The organism is Klebsiella sp. GB_Kp056 (assembly GCF_040064755.1).
GTDB lineage: Bacteria > Pseudomonadota > Gammaproteobacteria > Enterobacterales > Enterobacteriaceae > Klebsiella > Klebsiella quasipneumoniae.
In genome coordinates this window covers 60,131-80,704 of sequence record NZ_JBEAJA010000057.1, presented here as the reverse complement: position 1 = coordinate 80,704, position 20,574 = coordinate 60,131, and the positions used below count along the sequence as shown (strand labels likewise).

Here is a 20,574-nt window from a genome sequence, read left to right as displayed (position 1 = left end):
TTTATTTAGCTGTTTATAGTTCAGCACATGGAATCCCTCGGGAGTGCATATGATTAGAGACTGGTTAACCCCGGATAAAATTAATGTCATTAACGCAATAGATAACTGGAAAAATGCCATTCGACTCTCAGCAGAACCTTTGCTGGCGCAGGGGTATATGGCAGAGCACTATATTGAGGCGATTTTTAAAAGCCATGAAGAATTTGGGCCTTATTATCTATTAGCCCCAGGATTAGCGATGCCTCATGCCCGCCCCGAGCAAGGTGCATTGAGGAATGGATTATCACTCCTTCATATTAAAGAGGGCATATCATTTGGCTCGACTGAGAACGACCCGGTATACGTGGTTATTATGCTATGCGCTTGTTCCGGGAATGAACATATCACGATGATCGGTGAACTGGCAGAACTCTTTAGCGATCGGCAAAAGCTAGAACGATTGTTAAAAGCCGATGATATTAAGGCGATTCAGGCCGTTATTGACTGAAGGAAAAGAGAATGAAAAAAGTACTCATCGTCTGTGGCAATGGTTTAGGCAGCAGCTTTATCGTTGAAATGAATGTCAAAAAAATCCTTGCTGAAATGAATAAAGAGGCTGAAGTCGCACATACCGACCTGACGTCAGCGAAAAGCGAAACTGCGGACCTTATTCTGAGCGCCAACGATATTGCCGAACATTTAACTGGTCATTCCGCGAAGGTTGTTGGATTACGTAATTTACTCGACAACAATAAAATCAAAGAGATTTTAGCAGAACACATTTAAGCAACGGCTTTCTGAACCGTGGAGTTTAATATGCTTCATTTCCTTATTTACGATGTGTTAGGGACACCGGCGATTCTGGTTGGATTGTTTTCTCTAATCGGTCTGCTGTTGCAAAAAAAAGGAATTTCAGACGTTATCTCAGGCACCCTGAAAACCATCATGGGTTTTGTTATTTTAACGGCTGGCGCAGGTATCATTGCCTATACATTAACCATTTTTAGCCAACTATTTGAACATTCATTTCATATTCAGGGGGTGGTGCCTAACACCGACGCGATGGCCGCGCTGGCGCAGAAGAATTATGGCACGGAAACCGCCACGATCATGGTGCTGGGCATGTTGATCAATATCGCCCTGGCGCGTTTGACGCCATTAAAGTACATCTTTTTAACGGGCCACCATACGCTCTATATGGCCGCGATGCTGGCGGTGATCTTGTCAGTAGGTGGCTTGTCGGGTGGTTGGGTGGTGACCATCGGGGCGGTGATTCTCGGCGCGATGATGGTGATCTCTCCGGCGATCTTGCAGCCGTTTACCCGAAAAATTACCAATACCGACGATCTGGCTCTCGGCCATTTTGGCTCTATTGGTTATCTGCTCTCCGCGCTGGTGGGAAAAGTCGTAGGGAAAGGTAGCCCCTCGATTGAAGAAATTAAAGTGCCTAAGTCACTCAATTTCCTTCGTGATTCGTCGGTGGCCATCTCTCTCACCATGATGATTCTGTTCCTGGTGCTGGTGGTCGTCGCAGGCAAAACCTTTGTCGAGGAGACCCTGAGTGCCGGTCAGAATTTTATTATCTTCGCCATTATTCAGTCCCTCACTTTTGCTGCGGGGGTTTATATCATCCTCGCCGGTGTGCGGATGGTGATTGCCGAGATTGTGCCAGCGTTTAAAGGTATTGCAGACAAACTAGTGAAAGATGCGAAACCGGCGCTGGACTGCCCGACGGTGTTTCCCTTTGCTCCCAATGCCGTTATCGTCGGGTTTCTCGCAAGCTTTGTTGCAGGCCTGCTCAGCATGTTCCTCTGCCCGCTGTTCGGTTTGAGCGTCATCGTACCGGGACTAGTGCCTCATTTCTTTTGCGGGGCAACGGCTGGCGTTTACGGCAACATCACCGGCGGACGTCGTGGGGCAGTGGTGGGGGCATTTGCCCATGGCCTGCTCATTTCGTTCCTGCCGGCAATCCTTTTGCCAATGATGGGAGATATGGGCCTCGGTTCTACAACCTTTGGCGATGCAGACTTTGGCGTTGTCGGCATCGTTTTAGGTCATATCATCGCAATGTTTAACTAACTATTTATTATCGGAGCTGGTTTATGGGCGCTAAATTTTCACCCTCACTGATGTGTATGGATTTGACACAGTTCAAAGAACAGATCACAGCAATGAATAACAAAGCGGATTTTTATCACGTAGATATAATGGATGGCAATTACGTCCGCAATATCACTCTGTCTCCCTTTTTTATTGAGAATCTGAAAAAAATCACTACCGTTCCCATCGATGTCCATCTGATGGTGAACCACCCGGAAGATATTATCCCAATGTGTCTCGCCGCAGGAGCCGATATCATTAGCTTCCATCCCGAGACTGCGAATAACAAAATTTTCCGCCTGCTGAATCAGATCAAGGATGCGGGAAAAAAATGCGGGGTGGTGCTGAACCCGGCGACACCGGCTGAAAGCATTGCTGAATATGCGCACCTGCTGGATAAAGTGACGGTCATGTCAGTTGACCCTGGCTATGCCGGGCAAAAGTTTATACCTGAGTCGCTGAACAAAATAAGAAAGCTCATCAGTATGCGCAAAAATAATGGCTATCATTATCTGACGGAAATTGATGGTTCTTGCAATGAAAAAACCTTTGGTTTGATTGCTGAATCTGGGGTGGATGTATTTATCGTTGGTACATCTGGTCTGTTTTCTCTTCATGAAGATGTCAGCCTGGCATGGGACAGAATGATCGATATTTTCCAGCGTGAAACCGTCGCTGCCTGATTCATTTTTGCGTATTATTTATTTCGAACCACAGTGTATATTCAAGTAAATATTAAAAAACTGCATCACGCCAGCGATGCCTGTTCTGTTATTCAACGACCACTCTATATGAATGCGGGTGAATTATGGATATTGCAACAGTACTTAATGTAAAGAACATCAAGCTAAAAATGACTGCCAGAACGAAAGAAGAGGTGATAGAAGAACTCACCGAGTTACTGGTACAGGATGGTGCGGTGACCAATAAGGAGGACTTTATTCGCGATGTTTGGTTACGGGAAGAGCAAGGCTCAACCGGTTTTGAAAATCATATTGCGATCCCGCATGGTAAATCTTCCGGTGTGGCCCGAACCGCATTAGCTATCGGTCGTACCCAACATGAAATCCCCTGGGAGACAATGGATGGTAGCGATGTCCGCTGTATTATTTTATTTGCGGTCTGCCTGGTGGATCAAAATGCCACTCATATTCGTCTGTTAGCGCAAGTGTCCGGATCGCTGGCAGACGAAGACATTATTGCTAAGTTACTGGTTGAATCTGATCCACATAAAATCATTGCGCTTTTCAATTCTGAAACTGAAAGCGCCGATGCTTAATACATAGTTGTTAACATCCTTTTGTACCTTATTAAATAAATCACGGAGAATCGAGATGAATATCGTCGGAGTTACCGCCTGTACGGTGGGAATTGCACACACCTATATTGCTCAAAAGAAAATTGAAACAGCCGCCAAAAAAGCCGGTCATAACGTTAAAATAGAGACACAAGGGACCATAGGCATTGAGAATCAGTTAACCGCTGATGAGATTGCCATGGCAGATATTGTGCTGCTTGCCGCTGATGTTAAAGTGACGGGAGAAGAGCGATTTGCGGGTAAGAAAGTGGTCAAAGTCGCCACAGAAACGGCAGTGAAATCTCCTAATAAGCTGATTGAAAAACTCAGCGAAATAGTCAATTCATAATTTTATTTCGGCCTGCTGACTCTATACTTAAGGGCGTAACTTATGTCTCTAAAACAAATATGGCAAGCAGCAAATCCTAAAGGACATCTGCTGACCGCTATCTCGTTTCTGATCCCCATTGTCTGTGGCGCAGGGTTTATTATTGCTATCGGCATGGGGCTTGGTGGAACAGTGCAGGACACGTTAACTCCGGGGCAATTTGATTTATGGCAGGCGATGGCCACTCTGGGCGCTAAGGCGCTTGGGCTGTTGCCGGTGGTCATTGCGGTGGGGATTTCCGGCTCGATTGCTGGCAAGCCGGGCATCGCACCGGGATTTGTCGTCGGGCTGGCGGCAAACACCATCAGCGCTGGCTTTATCGGCGGGATGATCGGGGGCTACATTGCCGGCTATATCGCGCTGGCGATCATTAAAAAGGTGAAGGTCCCGGACTGGGCCCGCGGGTTGATGCCGACGTTGATCGTGCCCTTTTTTGCTTCCATTATCAGCTGCTTGATTATGGTCTATATCATCGGTACGCCTATCGGTATCTTTACGGAAGCGCTTACGTCTTTCCTGAGAAGTATGGGTACGTCATCGAATTTAGTGTTGGGCGCAGTGATAGGCGCGCTGTGTATCGTTGATTTTGGCGGCCCGCTCAATAAAACATGCTTTGCCTTCGTTCTGACGCTGCAGGCGCAGGGAATAAATGAGCCGATAACCGCACTTCAGTTAGTTAATACCGCAACGCCTATTGGTTTCGGCCTGGCTTTTTTCATTGCCAAGCTTCTGCGTAAGAACATCTATAACAGTGAAGAAGTGGAAACCTTAAAATCGGCGGTTCCGATGGGGATTGTTAATATCGTTGAAGGCTCTATCCCGATCGTCATGAACGATATCGTCCGCGGTATCGCCGCCGCGGCCATCGGCGGCGCGTGCGGTGGGGCAGTGACCATGGTATATGGTGCGGACGCCACGGTGCCTTTTGGTGGGGTATTGATGATCCCCACCATGTCACATCCCATGGCCGGCATTATGGCGCTGCTGGTGAATATCGTGGTCACCGCTACAGTCTACGCTGTCATCAAAAAAGATATACCGCGCGATGTCATTGTTAATAACGATCACGAAGAAGAGGATATAGACCTCGATGATATTAAAGTGAGTTAACTTACCTCTATATTATTTTATCAATCGCATTGTGCTATTTCTGCACACCCGCCCATAGCCGACTGTTTCCTGGTTATGGGCTGTGTTTTGCGTCTGGCAGAAGCCCAGGTGAAGGTGGAGCAGGGTGAACATTCTTGTTGCAAAAATGTGAACTCTTCAGTAGCCTTGTCTCTTTCGGAGACAGGAAATGCTCGTCACTGATTCACTTCTGGCTTACACCCTCGCTGCCACTCTGCTTACCCTGACGCCAGGTTTGGATACCGCGCTTATACTGCGCACGGCGACCGCTGAAGGCGGGCGCAAAGCCTTGCATGCCGCGTTAGGTATCGATCTCGGGTGCTTTATCTGGGGGGCGCTGGTGGCCTTTGGTTTGGGCGCGCTGCTGGCGGTTTCTGAGCTGGCTTATACCTTATTGAAATGGTGCGGCGCGGGCTACCTTTGTTGGCTGGGCATCCAGTTGCTTCTGCGTCCGCGCCAGCAATTTGACAGTAATCCGGCAGCGGCAACCGCCACAAGCAACTGGTTTCTGCGTGGGATGCTGGGAAATGTGCTTAATCCCAAAATGGGCGTCTTCTACGTTTCGTTTTTACCTCAGTTTATCCCGGCGGGGCATTCCCCCATCACATGGACCTTTCTCCTGGTTACTATCCATGTATTGATTGGTACGCTGTGGTCGTTAACCCTGATTACCGCCACTCGCTATGCCGCGGGTATCCTGAAAAAAACGGCGGTAGTGAAATGGATGGATCGAACGACCGGCTGCCTGTTTCTGCTTTTTGCGGCGAAGCTGGCGATGAGCCGCCGGTAATCAAACAGGGGCCTTTGCCCCTGTTTTTGCGCTTTGCTCAGCTATCTTGAGGTACAGGCTCTACGATCCCGGCTGGGTCACACACTGTGCCGGATCAAACACCGTTTTCCAGTCTTGCTTCATATCAACGACGGTCCAGCCATGCGCTTTTGCCTGCGTTAATCCATCAATCAGCTTTCCGCTGGCTGGAGGATGACTATCATAGGCATATTCACGCACGGGATCCGTATGATGCACCAGAAGGCCAAAGGGTTTGACGTCAGGATTGGCGGCGGTGTACTGCAGCATGGCGAGATCGCCATCGCTATTGCCAAATGCCGCGACAGGGCGCTGGCCCATGAAAAGGTGGATCGCCACGGGTTTATTGGCTGCATCGTCATTGAAGGCCCCCGACATTGTCTTGGTAATTTTTGTCCCTTCATCAGATAACGCGAATTCGCCAAGCGAAAACGACCCGATCACTTGTTCAGGTGGAATACCGTACATCTTTTGCGACAGTACGCGCATAAAATCGATACCGCCGCCGGAGACAATCCAGGTTTTGAAACCGTTGGCCCGCAGATATTCCAGTAGCTGACGCATCGGCTGATATCCCATCCGATCGTACTGGCAGCCAAAACGCGGGTCCTTATGCGATGAAACCCAGTTAGCAACGCGCTGATTAAAGTCATCTGTCGTCATGCCGCTGTGCGTCAGCGATAAAAGATGAATAAGCCCTTTTTCGCCGGAAGCGGCGACAGTTTTGATATCGTCTTTCAACACGGCCTGCACCAACGCGTCGCTAGACCACTCCTGGTGTTGCGGGGCCAGACGTTTGATCTCATCCAGCACGAACCGGATCTGAAACGTCAGCGGCGCTTCTGGCCACAGGGTGCCATCATTATCAAATACGACGTAGCGTTTTTCGGCCGGAATAAACGTTGAGCGGTCTGGGTTGGTGGCACCTTGCACCCATTCTTCAATGGCGCGCTTGGCTGCCGTATCGTTCCATGCTGAGAGTGGATCTGCCACTGCGTTGCCGCAGAGGGCGAATAAAGTCAGAGCGATTAACGTACGCTTCATCGTGAACTCCTGTTATCCGGGGTCTGTCCCGGTAGCGAAAGTGGCTGCCAGAATCGGCGCCAACGGTGAGATAAGTAACGCGCGCTACGCAGCAAAGTGCGGCGGAAAATAAACATCAGCATGAGTAACGCGAGGCCGCCTGCGAGCATTAACGCATTCTGCCGGGTCAACGTGCCACGATCGCCCTTTAACGAAGATTCCGCACCGGCCGAGCGCGAAGCGGCAATTCGGTAGGTGCTGCCGGGGAGTTCAGCGGTTTGCCACTGCTGATGGGTTGTATCCCACCACCGCAATTTGATCGGCGGCAGCGTGACTTCCCCCGCAACAACAGGCAAATAGCGGAGCGTTTCCACGCGTTCCGCGCCTTCAAGATCCCCCCGACCCGAAGTCAGCAGACGATTTTCAGGCGGCAGACGTTGGGTATGGGTGCCGCTGATGGCATAGAGCAGCGGTGGGATTTGGGCGGGCATCACCTCCGTGGCTCGGACGGTGACGACGCGTTCAATAACGTCGCCGGCACGCAGCGTTTTATCTTTACCACTACGGTAAATATTGACCTTCTGGCTGAGCGAGAGACCTGACGCGGGCAGGAAACGGTCTGGCTGTTCAATTCCTTGCGGCCAGTTAACCTGCGTTTCCAGCGCCGGTAGTTTGACCGTCACGGGCGCCTGTCCGGAGGCGGTTAACGTCATTTCAAAAGCCGGTAAACGCAGCTTACCTGCATCCCAGGCAGTGAGCTGGCGTTCCATGCGCACGCCGCTCCAGCTGGTTCCCTCAGCGTGACGGGTCAGCAGCTGATTGGGTTCGGCTTTGCTCGAGATATCGCCATTTTCAACCGGGAAACCGGGCCACTGCGGTGGCGGATTAAACCATGAATCCGTCCAGAACGTCACCGCCACGCGCACCGGTTGGCCTGGGACAACGTGTTCGGGAGCGACCAGCTCGCGCGTGACCGTCATGGCTGCCTGACAGGGAAGCGCCGCCAAAAGAATTAACCAGATAAGTTTCATTGGCCTTCTCCTGACTGAGTCCGGTAGAGACTTTCCAGCAGCCCCGAAGGCGAAACGGTCAGATTTTCGTACCACTGATTCACCTGCGGATTCCCTCCAGCAATGGGCTGAATGTCCTTTTGTTCAACGCCATCGTCGGGTTTCAAATCATGCTTAATTTCATCAGGTTTGTAATCGGCTTTTTCACCTTGCGCCGACTTTTTCTCGCGTTCTTTTTGCCGCAGTTGCATGATGATCGCGGCGATTTTGGCGCGGTTCCCCTGGGCCAGCTTCCAGTCCGGGCGCAGACTTAACGCCCGGTCATAGCTGTTTAGCGCCTGCTGCCACTGTTTTTGCTGGGCATAACTATTGCCTGTCCAGAGCAGGGTTTCCGGGGTTTGTTGCGCCTGGCGGAACGCGGCGGTAGCGGCGGGGTAATTGCCCGCCCGATACCATGCAATACCTTGCCGGAGCGGGTCGCTATAATGCTGGGCCGCGCGGGCATAATCCCCCTCGGCAAAGGCACGCTGACCCTGCACATCGGGGCTTATCCAGGCATCCAGCCAGGCGGCATGGCCGGATGGCTGCCAGAGCAGCAGCGGCGCGATTAAAATCCAGCAAAAGAGCTGGCGTCGCCAGATAAACAGCATGACGAGCATAGGTATCGCCAGCATCCAGCCATCGTTACGCCAGTGTAAATCACTCCGGGCATTGTTCTGCGCGGTGACACTTTGTTGAATATGGCTCTGTATCACGGGCAGATCGTCATCATCGGTGGTCACCAGCGTGACGGGGATCCCCTCGTCTCGCACCTGCTCAAAGCGTTTAACATTCAGTCGCGTATCGGTTTCACTGGCGGCATATTTTTCAGGCAGCGCGCCCCCCTGAGCGGTTCCCGGCACCCAGATCTGCAGCGGTGTCTTTTGTGTGCCTAGCCATCTGGCGTCATCCGCACTTAGGGTATCCGCCACCAGAATAATGCTGCGCGGGGCGGTGGGCATATTATGCATGGCCAGTGAGATGGCATGCTGAAGTCCGGAACCCTCGCCAGACGGTAATAACGCGGGGGTTTGCGCATGCAGAAATAGCGAATAAAACGCCGTATCGACAGTGAGCGGGGTGGTTAACCAGGCACCGGACTTATACACCACCAGGCCAAATCGGGTACCCGGCATGCGCTCCATGAGGGACAGGATTTTGGTCTGCATCCTCTGATGGCGGCTGGGAGGCAGATCGCTGGCAAACATGGCGGTATCCTGTTGCAAAATCACCATCACGTTACTTTCCGTCGTCAGCGCGGCGGGAAGCTGACGCTGCCAACTTGGGCCAGCCAGCGCGATGAGGCCAAGCATCGCCAGCCATGGCAGTACGCGGGTGAGCTTGCGCTGCCGCCCGACGATCAGCGCTTTCGCCAGCGGCTTGTCCATGATGCGCGACCAGGCGCTGTGCCCGGCGGAGGGTAACCACCACAGCGCGATGGCCGGGATCAGCAGCAGCAAACGCCAGGGGTATAAAAAGTGAAAATCACTCATGCCGCTCTCTCCCTGAACGCGCGATACAGATTACAGGTCAGCAACAGAAGCAGTGCGGCGGCAAGCGGCCAGGCAAAAAGCGGTATACGCCACGACCAGCCGATGCTTTTTACCTGCACTGGCGTAATCGCGTCAATTTCCTGCCAGACCGCATCCAGCGAAGCTCCGCTATTCTCTGCCGTCCAGGCGCGCCCGCCGGTGGTGCGAGCTATATCCTGTAAAAGAGCGACATCCACTTTGTCATCGCCGTCGCTGTTCACGTCGCCAAAGGCGATGGTGTGAACCTGTACGTGATGACGGGCCGCCAGCTGAGCGGCGAGGCGAGGGGTCAGTTGTGACGCGGTGTCGTTACCATCGGTCAAAAGGATGGCTAATTTACTGGCGTCAGTATCGCCGCTGGAATCCAGCAGTTTCACCGTGACGCCCAGCGCGTCGCCAATCGCCGTCTGTTGTCCCGCCATGCCAGGCGCAAGCTGATTGATACGGGTTTCCAGCGCCTGTTTATCCTCACTGACGGGCGCGAAAGGCCAGGCGCTGTTGGCAAAAATCACCAGCCCGATACGATCGGATTTACGAGCCGCTACGAATTTTTTAACGGAGCTCTGTACCGCCTGCAGACGGGTGATACCGCCCGTGACGTCGTTCTTCTCCATAGAGCCGGAAACATCCAGAATCAGCATAATATCGCGCATCGGTTTTTCAGTATGCTGCGGCGGGGCAAGCAATTCCGGGCGGGCGAGGGCGCAGACCAACAGCGACCATACCAGCCAGAACAGCCAGGTGGATAGCTTCCCGCCATGTGCGGGTTGGTGGTTAAGCTGGAGCTCATTAATCAGCCCAGGCAAAAAAGGAACCCGGACATACTCTTTCAACGAGCGCTCTTTGGCCATCACAAAGCGACTTGCCAGCGGCAGGATCAGTAGCAGCCAGGCCCACGGCCAGGCGAACGCCAGACGTGAGAAGAAGTCAGACATGGGGTAATCCTTCAAGCCAGGAGCGAAGCTGCATACGCAGCCGTTCGGTATCGCCATCACTGAGCTGGTTCTCTGGCTGACAGTAGCGTTCGCACAGGTGCTGGCGTAACGCGTCATCCAGCGGGACGTTTTGCAACCATTGGGCAGGATCCAGCGCGCCGCTCACTTGCTCCCGCGGCTGATGCACCAGCAAAATACGTTTCATCAGCAGCAGCCAGCTGTCTACCGTTTGCGGTTGAGCGAGAGCCGCCAGCGCCTGGCGACGCCACAGGTTTCGCCGCCATCTGGCGATGCGGATGATGAGATAAATGAGCAACAGGGCGAGCAGGATACCGCCCAGTACAAACCATCCCGGCGGTAGGGGAAACCATGACGGTGAATCGGGAAGAACCGGTTCCGCCAGTTCGGGTACCGTAAATCCTTTCTCCAGCATCTATACCTCTTTTTGAAGCTGTCTGACTAGATCCCCGGCGACGACAATCTGCTTCACCTGCACGCCAAGTCGCGTGAGACGAGACGCCTGGGCTGAGAGTCGCGCCGTGATGCTTTGTTTGATGCCGTCCTGTAGCGCAGGCGAGAGCGAAAAGGCCGCCTCTTGCCCTTCATACCGGGCGGCCAGCCGCCCGTGTGCAGGCAGGCGCAAATGCAGATCGTCGAGGATCACGAATGCACTCACTTCCCCTCGACGGCGCAGGGCTGCCAGCAGCGCATCGCACTCGTTATCCAGATCGTGAAAGTCGCTGATTAACGCGACCCAGCAGCCGGTTGGAATTAACGGCAGAGAGTGGCGCAGAATGGTGGCCAGCGAATGTGGGTCAGGCGTTTCCCGCGGATAATTATCCGCCACGGCGTGGTTGTACTGCACAATATCGTCGAGAAATGCGGGAAGCGTACCGTTTGGCGCGCGGCATTTACGCAGAGAAAAGTCCCGATCGCCAAAGACAATACCGCCTAAACGATCGCCGTCGTGCCAGCTGCGCCACGCCAGCAATCCGGCAGTTTTCGCTGCCGCGACGGATTTTGTCTGAACGCGCGTGGAAAAAAACATATCCCGTCGTTGATCAACCAGCAGAAAGACGGGGCGCTCTTTTTCTTCGTTATAAAGTCGGATCCACGGCGTACGCATGCGGGCAGTAGCCTGCCAGTCAATCAGCCGGACGTCGTCGCCGGGCTGATAACGACGCAGGCTGTCAAAGTTCAGCCCGCGGCCCTGCTGGCGTGATGTACGTTCACCCCCAAGCGCGCCAGGCGGGATCTGCCCTGGCGGATTGGCGATGGCTCGCGCTTCTGCGGCGAGCTTCAGCAGCGTTTCCCGGTCAATGCGAACGGCGCTACTCATTATGCCACCACGGCATCAAGCAGCATCCGCACGGCATCGTCCGGCGTGCAGTTATCCGCGCTGGCCTGGTAGCTGAGCATCAGACGATGACGTAATACCGCTGGGGCGATCTTTTTAATGTCTTCGGGCAGCACCGCGTCCCGGCCTTCCAGCCAGGCTTGCGCTCGCCCGCAGCGCTCCAGGGCCAGCGTGCCGCGAGGACTGATGCCAAACGTCAGATAACCGGCCAGCGTATCGCTCACCGACTGTGGATGACGACTTAAGTCTACCAGGTTGACGATATAATTTTCGACGGTCGGGGAGACGTGAATAGCGGAAATCGCCTGCCAGCATTCAGCGATTTCCTGCTGACTCAGCATGAGCGTATCGGTCTGTTCTGGCTGTGCTGATGCGGTACTCGTCAGTTGTTGATACTTTTTCTGCTGCTCGGCGCGCACCAGCTGCATCACTTTCTGTTCATTGTCTTTTGACGGATAGTGCACCAGTACCTTCATTAAAAAACGGTCCAGCTGGGCTTCCGGCAGAGGCCAGGTACCTTCCTGATCCACTGGGTTTTGCGTGGCCAGAACCATAAAAACACCGGGTAAAGGCCAGCTTTTGCCCGCCACGGTGACGTGACGTTCTTCCATGGCTTCGAGCAGCGCGGACTGCACGCGGGCCGAGGCGCGGTTGATTTCATCGGCGAGGATGATATTGCCGAACACCGGGCCGGGACGGAAGCGGAACTGATCCTCTTCACGGATGGCGTTTTGCTGATAAATTTCGCTGCCGGTGATATCTGAGGGCAGAAGATCAGGCGTGAACTGAATACGACGGTAATCCCCCTCAACGTGGCGGGCAAGTTCGCGTACCGCGCGCGTTTTCGCCAGGCCCGGTAATCCTTCAAGCAACACGTGTCCGTCGCACAACAGGGCGACTATCAACATGCGCACCAGTTCTTCCTGACCGAGAACCTGTTCGTTCATGCGTTGCTCAAGCTGCAATAACTTCTCTCGATTTATCATCGGCGTAGCCCTGCAAAATCACGTTTAATTAAAGTGGCGATGCCCACCAGGATCGGCTCGGCATAGTTGAAAAAGGCCTTAATGCCCGGGCAAAGATAATTCAGTCCCAACTCGCCGTCCGGTGCGCGCACCAGGCGGTTTTTCGGGCATTCGCCCCAGCACAGCTTCAGATAAGGGCAGGCTTTACAGTAGTTGGGCAGCGTGTCGCGCTTGCCCATGCCAAACGCTTTCTGCCGTTCGGAGAAAGCCAGATGCGAAAGCTGAGCATGCTCAATGTTGCCGATCTGATATTCCGGGTAGACATAGTGATCACAGGAATAAATATCGCCGTTTTTCTCAATCGCCAGCCCTTTTCCGCAGAATTCTGAGTGGGTGCAAATTTGCGCCGGCATTCCCATTGTCTGGGCGACCGCCGTTTCAAACAGATTGACCTGCACGCGGCCCAGGTCGTTATTCACCCACTCTTCAAAAACGGCAATCAGAAACGTGCCCCAGTCTTCCGGGTCAACCGACCAGTCGGTAACAATGGAGTCGAGGTCGCCAGGACGCGCGCGGCGGCTACCGGTGAGCGGGATGGTGTCATCCTGCCAGAATTGCGGCGCGGTTTGTTTGAAATCAACAGGTTCGACGCAGGGATTAAACTGTACATAGGTCGCACCCAGTTCGCGGGTGACGAAGCGGTACACTTCCAGCGGAAAGCGGGCGTTGGTCCGGTTTACCGTTACCAGCGCGTTAAATGGGACGCCGTGACGCTTCAGGGCCTCAACGCCCGCCATCACTTTGTCAAATGTCGGTTTGCCGCTACGGGTCACGCGATAGCGGTCATGCAGTTCTCGTGGGCCATCAATCGAGAGTCCCACCAGAAATTGATGTTCTTTTAGAAATTCAGCCCATTTATCGTTTAACAACACGCCATTGGTTTGTAAATCATTCTCGACACGCTGTCCGGGCTTCTGGTACTGCTTCTGAAATTTAACAACCTTCTGGAAAAACGCTAACCCCATCAGCGTGGGTTCGCCGCCTTGCCAGGAAAATACCACCTGGTCACCGTCCTGACCGTCAATATACTGGCGAATGAAATTCTCCAGCACCTCGTCACTCATTCCGGTATGCCTGTCCTGATGCAGAAGCTCTTCTTTGTGCAGGTAAAAACAGTAGGAACAATCGAGGTTGCAGGTTGAGCCGGTTGGTTTAGCCATGACATGAAAGCGGCGCTTGTATTCTGGCCCTTTGCCGTCATATTTTTCCGCCGACGGAAGCGCCTTAACGGGTAGTGTGGTGCTGTACTTCATATAGCAGACCCCTGAACAGAAAAACAAACAAAGCGCAGATTGACTGCTCTTCAAAGCACGAACAGACTGCCGGGGCAGTCTGTCCGCAGGCTTTCATCATTTATTGATATTAGAGCCTTGTTCCAGCATTGCCGAAGCATCAGAGATCGTGAATGAACCTGGCTTCTGACGTGGCGGGAACTCCTTAAAGGTGGCCAACATTTCTTTGGCGTACTTCTGCGCGCCGCCCATCAGGAACATACGATCGTAGAACCAGGAGTTGTATCCCATACCGTCGCTGCCTTTCTCCAGCGGGTCAACTTCGAGATCAAAGATCATTGGCGCACGCAGTTTGGTGAACGGATAACGCCACAAATCAAGACCGGTATGCTCCTGAATCATGAAATGCGCTTTCCAGCGTCCGTAGCGCATAGCCAGCAGATCGCCGTCATCGCTCCAGTAGAAGAATTCTTTACGCTGATCCTCGCCTTTGCCCTGCAGGAAGTCGAGCTGGTTATAGCCGTCGAGATGAACTTTATAAGTAATAGATGGCGTTTTATAACCTTTTAAAAGCTCTTGTTTGATATTCGGGTTACCCGCTGCGGCAATGAGGGTAGGGAACCAGTCGTAGCTGGCAAAAATATCATTAATTAGCGTGCCTGGTTTAATATGACCTGGCCATTTGATCATTGCAGGTACGCGGAAACCGCCTTCCCATCCCGTATTCTTCTCGCCACGGAACGGTGTGATACCGGCATCTGGCCAGGTCGCGGTCATGGGGCCGTTGTCAGTGGTATAAATGACGATCGTATTGTCTTCAATGCCGAGTTCTTTAATTTTCTTCAGCACTTCGCCAATCATTTTATCGTGTTCCACCATGCCATCGGCATAGGTCCCAAGGCCCGTTGCACCAATGCTGGCATCTTTCAGGTGGGTTTTATTGTGCATCCTGGTGGTATTGAACCAGGTAAAGAACGGTTTGTTGGCTTTAACCTGGCGCTCCATGAAGTCATTATTCGCAGCCAGGGTCTCTTCATCCACGGTGCCCATACGCTTCACCGTTAATGGACCCGTATCTTCAATTTTGCCGTCTGCGGTACTCTTAATTACGCCGCGCGGACCAAATTCCTTACGGAAGGCAGGATCTTTCGGATAGTCTGAGTTTTCTGGCTCTTCTTCGGCATTCAGGTGGTAAAGGTTACCCATGAATTCATCAAAGCCGTGAGCGGTCGGCAGGAATTCATCGCGATCGCCCAGGTGGTTTTTACCAAACTGACCGGTAGCGTAGCCCAGCTGCTTAAGGATGTTCGCAATAGTCGGATCTTCTTTTTGCAGACCCTGAGGTGCGCCCGGCATTCCGACTTTACTCATCCCGGTGCGGAACGGCATCTGGCCGGTAATAAACGATGAGCGACCTGCGGTAGAGCTTTGCTCAGCGTAATAAGAGGTGAACTTGGCGCCTTCGGCAGCAATACTGTCGATATTTGGGGTTTTATATCCCATCATGCCCTGATTGTAGGTACTCAGGTTCCAGTAGCCGATATCATCGCCAAAAATTACCACAATATTTGGTTTAGCGGGATCTTGTTTCGGGGCATTTTCTGCGGCGGTCGTTGCGGGTGCTGCATGGACTGTGGAAACCACGCCAGCCGCTAACGTCAGCATGCTGGCAATCACGGTCCTTCTAAAAGGGACACTTTTTTGCATTAGGGACACTCCAGTCTTTATGATGGCAAGTTGAGTATAGACGGGTAAAAACGCTTACATTAATTTTAGTAATAAAATTAATAGGTTTGACGAAAAAATCAAGTATCGTCAATGAAATATTACTAGCGGTTATAGTGAATTCTCTGTCACACATCGGAATACCAGATTAATTCAAAAGCGCGACTATATAAAAGGAAATGTTGTTTATTAATAAATTAGCGTCGCTGCGGCATCCCGTGTCAGTTACGAAGTATCACTTTCATCGTTGTGCCAAATAAATGGAAGGAAAATCCGAATATCCCTTTAACTTATTCTCATGCAAAAGTTTAGTCTATTCATGCTGAATCGATTAACCAATCGTATTATTTTATAGACTACGAATTATGCATTACTGGTGAAAAATGTTATCCTTTGATCAATATTGATGTGAACTCACTTTCAACTTCGAAATAGTCGGTTGTATCCGTTAGTCGGCGGGGGTAGAGATATAAGATAGGCGAACAATATCTTCTGGTGCATATTGCAGAAGCGAACGGCTAGTCTATGCTCAATTGTTAAAGAGAAATAGTTCAAAACTTTTCAGAACAATAACAACAATGTTTCGTGGGTTGAGGGTGGAAATGAAGCAAATTCTGTTCATTTGGCTGGCGAGCTTGTTCACGATAACAAGTTTCATTTCACATGCCGCAGAGCCACGACAGGAGGCGACGCCGCAAGAGCGTGCCCGTACGGTATATATCTTTCATCAGCCGATAGTCATGCTGCAGGCTAAATTTGGACTTACCACGCCGGAAGAGCGGGTATTGCGAATTAGAAATACGCTGCGGAATTTCACTGAGGAGGATGTTCGCCAACCTCTCAAACTGGTATCTGTTACCCGTTATAACCAGCCTGGAAAACTCATCGTGATGAACGGTAAGCCAGTTATGCTGCTTACCGAAGGTGATCTTGACGAAGGGGATGACCTCACGCTCGATCAGGCCGCGCAGCGGGTTATGGCGCGTATGGAGGCGCAGAGAACCGCTCTGCGCGACCAGTATAACCGCAGCTGGCTGGTGCTTTCCGCCATAAAAGCCGTTGGAGGTCTGCTTGGGCTAGCCGCGCTTTGGTACGGTGCATACCGCTCATGGCGCAGGGTAAAACAGCTATTTCGGCGACGTATCATCGAGAATCGTAGCTGGATCCCCCAAAGCTGGCGACGCTTTATCGGTGCTATCGAAGCGCGACTTTATGCCACATTGATGATCTTGCTGGGCGTCATAGCACTGTATGTCTGGCTGAGCTGGGTATTAAGCCTGTTCCCATGGACACGCGTATGGGGAGCCTCACTGGGCGATTGGTCTGTGCGCATTTTTCAGGGCATAGCGCTTGCTGTGGTATCTGCCTTGCCGGGCCTGATGATCGTGCTGATTATTTTTATGCTAACCGCCGTGATTTTGAAACTGCTTAAAGTGGTTCTCAATCAGGTGGCAGCAGGGCGTTTGCAACTTCCAGGCATTCATCCGGAAACGGTTGGGGCGACTCGTAAACTGATCGCTGTGGTGGTATGGCTGTTTGCGCTGTCAGCAGCGTACCCTTTTCTGCCAGGCGCTAACTCACTCGCGTTTAAAGGGATCAGCGTCTTCTTTGGTCTGATGTTGACGTTAGGTTCTGCCGGGGTGATGAACCACGCCATGAGCGGTCTTGTACTGATTTATTCCCGCGCGCTGCGCAAAGGCGATGTGATACGCGTGGCCGATAACGAAGGGCTGGTGAGTGAAATTGGTATGTTGGCCACCAAGATCATTACCCGAGAAAATTACGTGGTCACGGTGCCTAATGCGGTGGTTGTGAGTGGAAAAATCACCAATTTGAGCGCACATGCTCACGGTGGCGGCATCAACCTGACCATCAGCGTGACGATTGGTTATGACACACCCTGGCGACAGGTTCACGCCATGCTAGAGCTCGCCGCCAAGCGGGCAAGCTCAGTCGATCCGGCTCAACCACCGCTGGTACGCCAGCTCAGTTTGATGGACTGGTATATCGCCTACGAATTACAGGTACAACTGAAAGCAGGGCAATCATTAGCCGCAGCACGCAATGAACTTTATAGCCATATTCAGGATGTATTTAACGAATTCAACGTACAGATTATGTCCCCGAATTATGTTATGCAACCCGAGGGTTCAGTCACTGTTGCCAAAGAAAACTGGTATTCAGCCCCGGCGGTTCCTCCCGATGGCAATAAAAATGTGAGTGCGTAACTTATTTCCGTCCTTCCTGATAGAGAGGGACATTTTGTAATATAAATTGGCAGATAGCGCATGAAAAAATTGATACTGGTATGTTTTGGGCTCCTTATTTCGCAGACCACGCAGGCGAGTGCACTCTACTTCTACGAAATTGGCACAGAAGATACGGCACTGGCAGGCGCAGGGCAGGCTGCTCGCGCTCAGGATGCATCAACGATTGTCACCAACCCGGCCGGGATGACTCGTTTGCCTGACCATATGTTTACCGGGGGAGTTCAGGCGATGGACGGTGATGTATCTTATTCACTTAACGATGACGCCGGACGTAAGAGCCCTGGGGATATTATGCGCTTCTTCCCTAATGCCAGCGCATTCTATGCGCAAAAAATCAATGATGATCTCTATGCTGGCCTCGGCATTTACGGCAACTATGGCCTGGGGATTGACTTTGGTCAGTGGGCTGGGGACAGATTAATCAAGAAAAGCACCATGGTGGCGATGACACTCAGCCCTTCAATAGCTTACAAATTAAGCGATAGAGTGTCTGTGGGCGGCTCTGTAAACATCAACTATGGCTTCCTGTCATTAACACGTAACGTCGATAATACTGATGAAACGCAGAAGGATCACGACTGGGCGTTAGGGTATCGTCTTGGCTTGCTGATGCAGCTGACGGAACAGACCCGACTTGGTATAGCATGGACGAGTAAGACAGAATACGATTTTGATATTGATGGTAAGGCGCGCTTGCCGAATTTAGCCAACGTTGAGTACGAGCTTCCTGTCTCAGCGCAGGTACGCGCGCCTCAGCAAATTATGCTGAGCCTGGTGCATGATATCAATAAACGATGGTCGGTGATGGGCGATCTCGGTTGGCAGGACTGGAGCCAGTTTGGCGCCCCACAAATTGCCGTGGCGGGGCAGGAACTGGATAAAAAGAGCCGTCTGAAGGATTCCTGGCATACGGCATTAGGCATGCAGTACCGTCCTACCGAACAATGGCGTCTCAACGCTGGTGTTGCCTTTGACAGCACGGTATACAATTCGCAGAGTGACGTAGCGCTCACCTTACCGACGGGTGATGAATGGCGTTTTGCCACAGGCGCCCAGTACCAGATTACACCGCAGAGTAATATTGGCGTCGCCGTCTCCTACTTGCATATGCAATCGTCTCACGTTCAGTCGCCTGCTATCTATAGCGGTAGCTACAACCACCCATATTTATGGTTTGCTAATGTAAACTATAGTTATCAATTCTAATGGGCTGATGTCTTTGCCGTGCAATGCGCGGGGAGGGATGCACAAATGATTTTTTGTGCCCTCGTAAAGGGACATCACCGCCTTTGTACGGTGGGTGTGGCGTTTATCCTGAATCAGTTTGATTAATTCGCCTGTATATCCTGAGCGCTGGTTATCCACGATCCCTCGGGTCTTTCTTTGAGACCCGGGGGCGATGGTAAGTGGCGCAGGGAAGACGCCCGGCGGTCTGTTTCTGTGACTTGCCAGCTATCATTAATTTACATTTATAAAGCCCTTGGGCCAGTCGCTATTTATTGTCAGTTTATTGAGCAGGAGCATTAACTCATAATCGCTATGTAAGTTAAATTTCCTCATCACCATATATTTATGCGTATAGACCGTTTTCTCACTCACCATCAGTTCTTCGGCAATTTGCATGACTGACATCCCCTCATTTAAATAGCTCATGATGCGGATTTGCTGTGGCGACAGTTTGGTAAGCTGGCAATCACAACATGACCCGGTTGAGTGCCGATAATTTGTCTGCTGCAGCCGGTGCCAGGCGGTATGCATTGCTGTACGTAACTGCGTCACGGAATGTCGGCGAGAGAGAAAGATAATATCCTGAAAGCAAGAGGGTAGCGCTGAGACACGCATGTCATCATCAACAATACCAATCACAATGCTTTTTTTTCGACTCCGCAGCTCAGGGCGGCAAATAAAACATTCTCCTGGGCATAATGCCAGCACAATAACGTCCGCTACCTTCACGCTTTCTGAGGTAAAGTTAAAGCTGAAATTAACTTTAGTGTTGTGCTGAGAAAAGAAATCATTAAAAAAAAAGGTCAGTCCACGCCTGAAGAGGGTATCCCACTCTTTTATTACAATGTTAACCATTTACTATACCGAAACATAATTATTAAGCGCAGCTGCATTGGGGGAATAATAGACGCAGCTTTTTTACCCTGTTAGCTTCCTGAAGGGGATGACGACTCACGCGCCTATGACCCGCTATAGCCAGCGACCCGTCAGTTGTATTGCATTGTCAAAACGACAACGGCATGAATGGAACCTGGCGTCGGCCTTCCCGCCACTGAGGTCACCATGGCGCTCATCGGAATCGTCGCCGTTCTGTCTGCGGCAATATTTTGCGTGATGCTGGATCCGCTGCCCATCAACAAACCTGTAGTAGCATCAGACATCACAATGGCCACACGGGTTGCCGTGCCACTGTTTTGGTAATAATTCATGCCCGATTCCGGGTCAGGCGTTCCGCTAAAACGGGTTGTCACGCTTAACGTACCCGGCGGACAGCGGGTAAACAGGAGATTAAAGGTAACCGGATCGGAAGATGACCCGGGGGTGAACATGTTTGTTGCCTGAATATTACCAAGATCAACATTCATATTTTCACTCCCCCCGTTAAAGACGCAGGGCGCTGCGATAATCCGACCTGTGACTTTGATATCGACGTTGTCTGCCGACAACGCAGGCAATACTATTGCGCATGCCATCAGCAACACGAGTTTATTCATTTTCAT

21 protein-coding genes are annotated in these 20,574 nt (G+C 51.8%); 10 read left to right on the top strand and 11 right to left on the bottom strand.

Features of this window, described 5'->3' with window-relative positions:
* Positions 1-49: 49 nt before the first annotated feature.
* The 8 genes from ABLV52_RS18995 to ABLV52_RS18960 all read left to right on the top strand — a co-directional run bounded on the left by ABLV52_RS18995 (position 50) and on the right by ABLV52_RS18960 (position 5,682).
* Positions 50-487, top strand: coding sequence for a PTS sugar transporter subunit IIA (locus tag ABLV52_RS18995; protein ID WP_044523291.1), 438 nt, complete (start codon positions 50-52; stop codon positions 485-487).
* Positions 488-498: 11 nt separating this feature from the next.
* Entirely contained in the window at positions 499-765 is a 267-nt protein-coding gene (locus ABLV52_RS18990; protein WP_289553471.1) for a PTS sugar transporter subunit IIB, read from the top strand.
* Positions 766-795: 30 nt separating this feature from the next.
* Positions 796-2,058 (top strand): PTS ascorbate transporter subunit IIC, encoded by a 1,263-nt coding sequence (locus tag ABLV52_RS18985; protein ID WP_072420169.1) that lies wholly within the window; start codon positions 796-798, stop codon positions 2,056-2,058.
* 23 nt (positions 2,059-2,081) lie between these two features.
* Complete coding sequence (gene alsE / locus ABLV52_RS18980) at positions 2,082-2,762, top strand: D-allulose 6-phosphate 3-epimerase (protein ID WP_087848825.1); 681 nt, start codon at positions 2,082-2,084, stop codon at positions 2,760-2,762.
* A 125-nt stretch (positions 2,763-2,887) separates the two neighbouring features.
* Positions 2,888-3,358, top strand: coding sequence for a PTS sugar transporter subunit IIA (locus ABLV52_RS18975; RefSeq protein ID WP_044523281.1), 471 nt, complete (start codon positions 2,888-2,890; stop codon positions 3,356-3,358).
* A 55-nt stretch (positions 3,359-3,413) separates the two neighbouring features.
* Positions 3,414-3,725, top strand: a complete 312-nt coding sequence (locus ABLV52_RS18970; RefSeq protein ID WP_004179922.1) for a fructose PTS transporter subunit IIB — start codon at positions 3,414-3,416, stop codon at positions 3,723-3,725.
* Positions 3,726-3,767: 42 nt separating this feature from the next.
* Complete coding sequence (locus ABLV52_RS18965) at positions 3,768-4,874, top strand: PTS fructose transporter subunit IIC (protein ID WP_044523279.1); 1,107 nt, start codon at positions 3,768-3,770, stop codon at positions 4,872-4,874.
* Positions 4,875-5,061: 187 nt separating this feature from the next.
* Positions 5,062-5,682 carry a LysE family translocator gene (locus ABLV52_RS18960; RefSeq protein WP_060590609.1) on the top strand — a complete coding sequence of 207 codons (621 nt, stop codon included), beginning with the start codon at positions 5,062-5,064 and terminating at the stop codon, positions 5,680-5,682.
* 60 nt (positions 5,683-5,742) lie between these two features.
* On the opposite strand, the gene ABLV52_RS18955 is transcribed toward ABLV52_RS18960, so the two are convergent.
* From ABLV52_RS18955 to ABLV52_RS18915, 9 genes are all read right to left on the bottom strand, one after another.
* Entirely contained in the window at positions 5,743-6,744 is a 1,002-nt protein-coding gene (locus ABLV52_RS18955) for an HAD family hydrolase (RefSeq protein ID WP_117137003.1), read from the bottom strand.
* Positions 6,741-7,754, bottom strand: a complete 1,014-nt coding sequence (locus ABLV52_RS18950; protein ID WP_023289724.1) for a BatD family protein — start codon at positions 7,752-7,754, stop codon at positions 6,741-6,743. The genes ABLV52_RS18955 and ABLV52_RS18950 overlap by 4 nt, the downstream gene beginning before the upstream one ends.
* Positions 7,751-9,265, bottom strand: coding sequence for a tetratricopeptide repeat protein (locus tag ABLV52_RS18945; RefSeq protein WP_348890782.1), 1,515 nt, complete (start codon positions 9,263-9,265; stop codon positions 7,751-7,753). The genes ABLV52_RS18950 and ABLV52_RS18945 overlap by 4 nt, the downstream gene beginning before the upstream one ends.
* On the bottom strand, positions 9,262-10,239 hold the full coding sequence (locus ABLV52_RS18940; protein WP_348890781.1) for a VWA domain-containing protein: 978 nt from the start codon (positions 10,237-10,239) through the stop codon (positions 9,262-9,264). Before ABLV52_RS18940 ends, ABLV52_RS18945 begins: the two co-directional genes overlap by 4 nt.
* Positions 10,232-10,672 carry a DUF4381 domain-containing protein gene (locus tag ABLV52_RS18935; RefSeq protein ID WP_110237701.1) on the bottom strand — a complete coding sequence of 147 codons (441 nt, stop codon included), beginning with the start codon at positions 10,670-10,672 and terminating at the stop codon, positions 10,232-10,234. Before ABLV52_RS18935 ends, ABLV52_RS18940 begins: the two co-directional genes overlap by 8 nt.
* Complete coding sequence (locus tag ABLV52_RS18930) at positions 10,673-11,578, bottom strand: DUF58 domain-containing protein (protein WP_348890780.1); 906 nt, start codon at positions 11,576-11,578, stop codon at positions 10,673-10,675. It lies immediately after the preceding gene.
* The gene (locus tag ABLV52_RS18925; RefSeq protein WP_348816130.1) at positions 11,578-12,582 is read right to left on the bottom strand and encodes a MoxR family ATPase; all 1,005 of its coding nucleotides are present in this window, start codon (positions 12,580-12,582) and stop codon (positions 11,578-11,580) included. Before ABLV52_RS18925 ends, ABLV52_RS18930 begins: the two co-directional genes overlap by 1 nt.
* On the bottom strand, positions 12,579-13,874 hold the full coding sequence (locus ABLV52_RS18920; RefSeq protein ID WP_348890779.1) for an anaerobic sulfatase maturase: 1,296 nt from the start codon (positions 13,872-13,874) through the stop codon (positions 12,579-12,581). Before ABLV52_RS18920 ends, ABLV52_RS18925 begins: the two co-directional genes overlap by 4 nt.
* A gap of 96 nt (positions 13,875-13,970) precedes the next feature.
* Positions 13,971-15,560: an arylsulfatase gene (locus tag ABLV52_RS18915; protein WP_348890777.1), complete on the bottom strand. Its 1,590-nt coding sequence runs from the start codon at positions 15,558-15,560 to the stop codon at positions 13,971-13,973.
* A gap of 620 nt (positions 15,561-16,180) precedes the next feature.
* Here ABLV52_RS18915 and ABLV52_RS18910 point away from each other — a divergent pair.
* Entirely contained in the window at positions 16,181-17,806 is a 1,626-nt protein-coding gene (locus ABLV52_RS18910) for a mechanosensitive ion channel domain-containing protein (protein ID WP_348890776.1), read from the top strand.
* 60 nt (positions 17,807-17,866) lie between these two features.
* The gene (locus ABLV52_RS18905) at positions 17,867-19,054 is read left to right on the top strand and encodes an outer membrane protein transport protein (RefSeq protein WP_348890775.1); all 1,188 of its coding nucleotides are present in this window, start codon (positions 17,867-17,869) and stop codon (positions 19,052-19,054) included.
* 252 nt (positions 19,055-19,306) lie between these two features.
* On the opposite strand, the gene ABLV52_RS18900 is transcribed toward ABLV52_RS18905, so the two are convergent.
* Both ABLV52_RS18900 and ABLV52_RS18895 read right to left on the bottom strand, forming a co-directional pair.
* The gene (locus tag ABLV52_RS18900) at positions 19,307-19,930 is read right to left on the bottom strand and encodes a LuxR family transcriptional regulator (protein WP_032452878.1); all 624 of its coding nucleotides are present in this window, start codon (positions 19,928-19,930) and stop codon (positions 19,307-19,309) included.
* 131 nt (positions 19,931-20,061) lie between these two features.
* Positions 20,062-20,574, bottom strand: a complete 513-nt coding sequence (locus tag ABLV52_RS18895) for a fimbrial protein (RefSeq protein WP_348890774.1) — start codon at positions 20,572-20,574, stop codon at positions 20,062-20,064.

Bases quoted from the DNA above. Each gene is read 5' to 3' on its own strand.
- ABLV52_RS18995 (WP_044523291.1), top strand. From the start codon at position 50: ATGATTAGAGACTGGTTAACCCCGGATAAAATTAATGTCATTAACGCA.
- ABLV52_RS18990 (WP_289553471.1), top strand. From the start codon at position 499: ATGAAAAAAGTACTCATCGTCTGTGGCAATGGTTTAGGCAGCAGCTTT.
- ABLV52_RS18985 (WP_072420169.1), top strand. From the start codon at position 796: ATGCTTCATTTCCTTATTTACGATGTGTTAGGGACACCGGCGATTCTG.
- alsE (WP_087848825.1), top strand. From the start codon at position 2,082: ATGGGCGCTAAATTTTCACCCTCACTGATGTGTATGGATTTGACACAG.
- ABLV52_RS18975 (WP_044523281.1), top strand. From the start codon at position 2,888: ATGGATATTGCAACAGTACTTAATGTAAAGAACATCAAGCTAAAAATG.
- ABLV52_RS18970 (WP_004179922.1), top strand. From the start codon at position 3,414: ATGAATATCGTCGGAGTTACCGCCTGTACGGTGGGAATTGCACACACC.
- ABLV52_RS18965 (WP_044523279.1), top strand. From the start codon at position 3,768: ATGTCTCTAAAACAAATATGGCAAGCAGCAAATCCTAAAGGACATCTG.
- ABLV52_RS18960 (WP_060590609.1), top strand. From the start codon at position 5,062: ATGCTCGTCACTGATTCACTTCTGGCTTACACCCTCGCTGCCACTCTG.
- ABLV52_RS18955 (WP_117137003.1), bottom strand. From the start codon at position 6,744: ATGAAGCGTACGTTAATCGCTCTGACTTTATTCGCCCTCTGCGGCAAC.
- ABLV52_RS18950 (WP_023289724.1), bottom strand. From the start codon at position 7,754: ATGAAACTTATCTGGTTAATTCTTTTGGCGGCGCTTCCCTGTCAGGCA.
- ABLV52_RS18945 (WP_348890782.1), bottom strand. From the start codon at position 9,265: ATGAGTGATTTTCACTTTTTATACCCCTGGCGTTTGCTGCTGCTGATC.
- ABLV52_RS18940 (WP_348890781.1), bottom strand. From the start codon at position 10,239: ATGTCTGACTTCTTCTCACGTCTGGCGTTCGCCTGGCCGTGGGCCTGG.
- ABLV52_RS18935 (WP_110237701.1), bottom strand. From the start codon at position 10,672: ATGCTGGAGAAAGGATTTACGGTACCCGAACTGGCGGAACCGGTTCTT.
- ABLV52_RS18930 (WP_348890780.1), bottom strand. From the start codon at position 11,578: ATGAGTAGCGCCGTTCGCATTGACCGGGAAACGCTGCTGAAGCTCGCC.
- ABLV52_RS18925 (WP_348816130.1), bottom strand. From the start codon at position 12,582: ATGATAAATCGAGAGAAGTTATTGCAGCTTGAGCAACGCATGAACGAA.
- ABLV52_RS18920 (WP_348890779.1), bottom strand. From the start codon at position 13,874: ATGAAGTACAGCACCACACTACCCGTTAAGGCGCTTCCGTCGGCGGAA.
- ABLV52_RS18915 (WP_348890777.1), bottom strand. From the start codon at position 15,560: ATGCAAAAAAGTGTCCCTTTTAGAAGGACCGTGATTGCCAGCATGCTG.
- ABLV52_RS18910 (WP_348890776.1), top strand. From the start codon at position 16,181: ATGAAGCAAATTCTGTTCATTTGGCTGGCGAGCTTGTTCACGATAACA.
- ABLV52_RS18905 (WP_348890775.1), top strand. From the start codon at position 17,867: ATGAAAAAATTGATACTGGTATGTTTTGGGCTCCTTATTTCGCAGACC.
- ABLV52_RS18900 (WP_032452878.1), bottom strand. From the start codon at position 19,930: ATGGTTAACATTGTAATAAAAGAGTGGGATACCCTCTTCAGGCGTGGA.
- ABLV52_RS18895 (WP_348890774.1), bottom strand. From the start codon at position 20,574: ATGAAAATGAATAAACTCGTGTTGCTGATGGCATGCGCAATAGTATTG.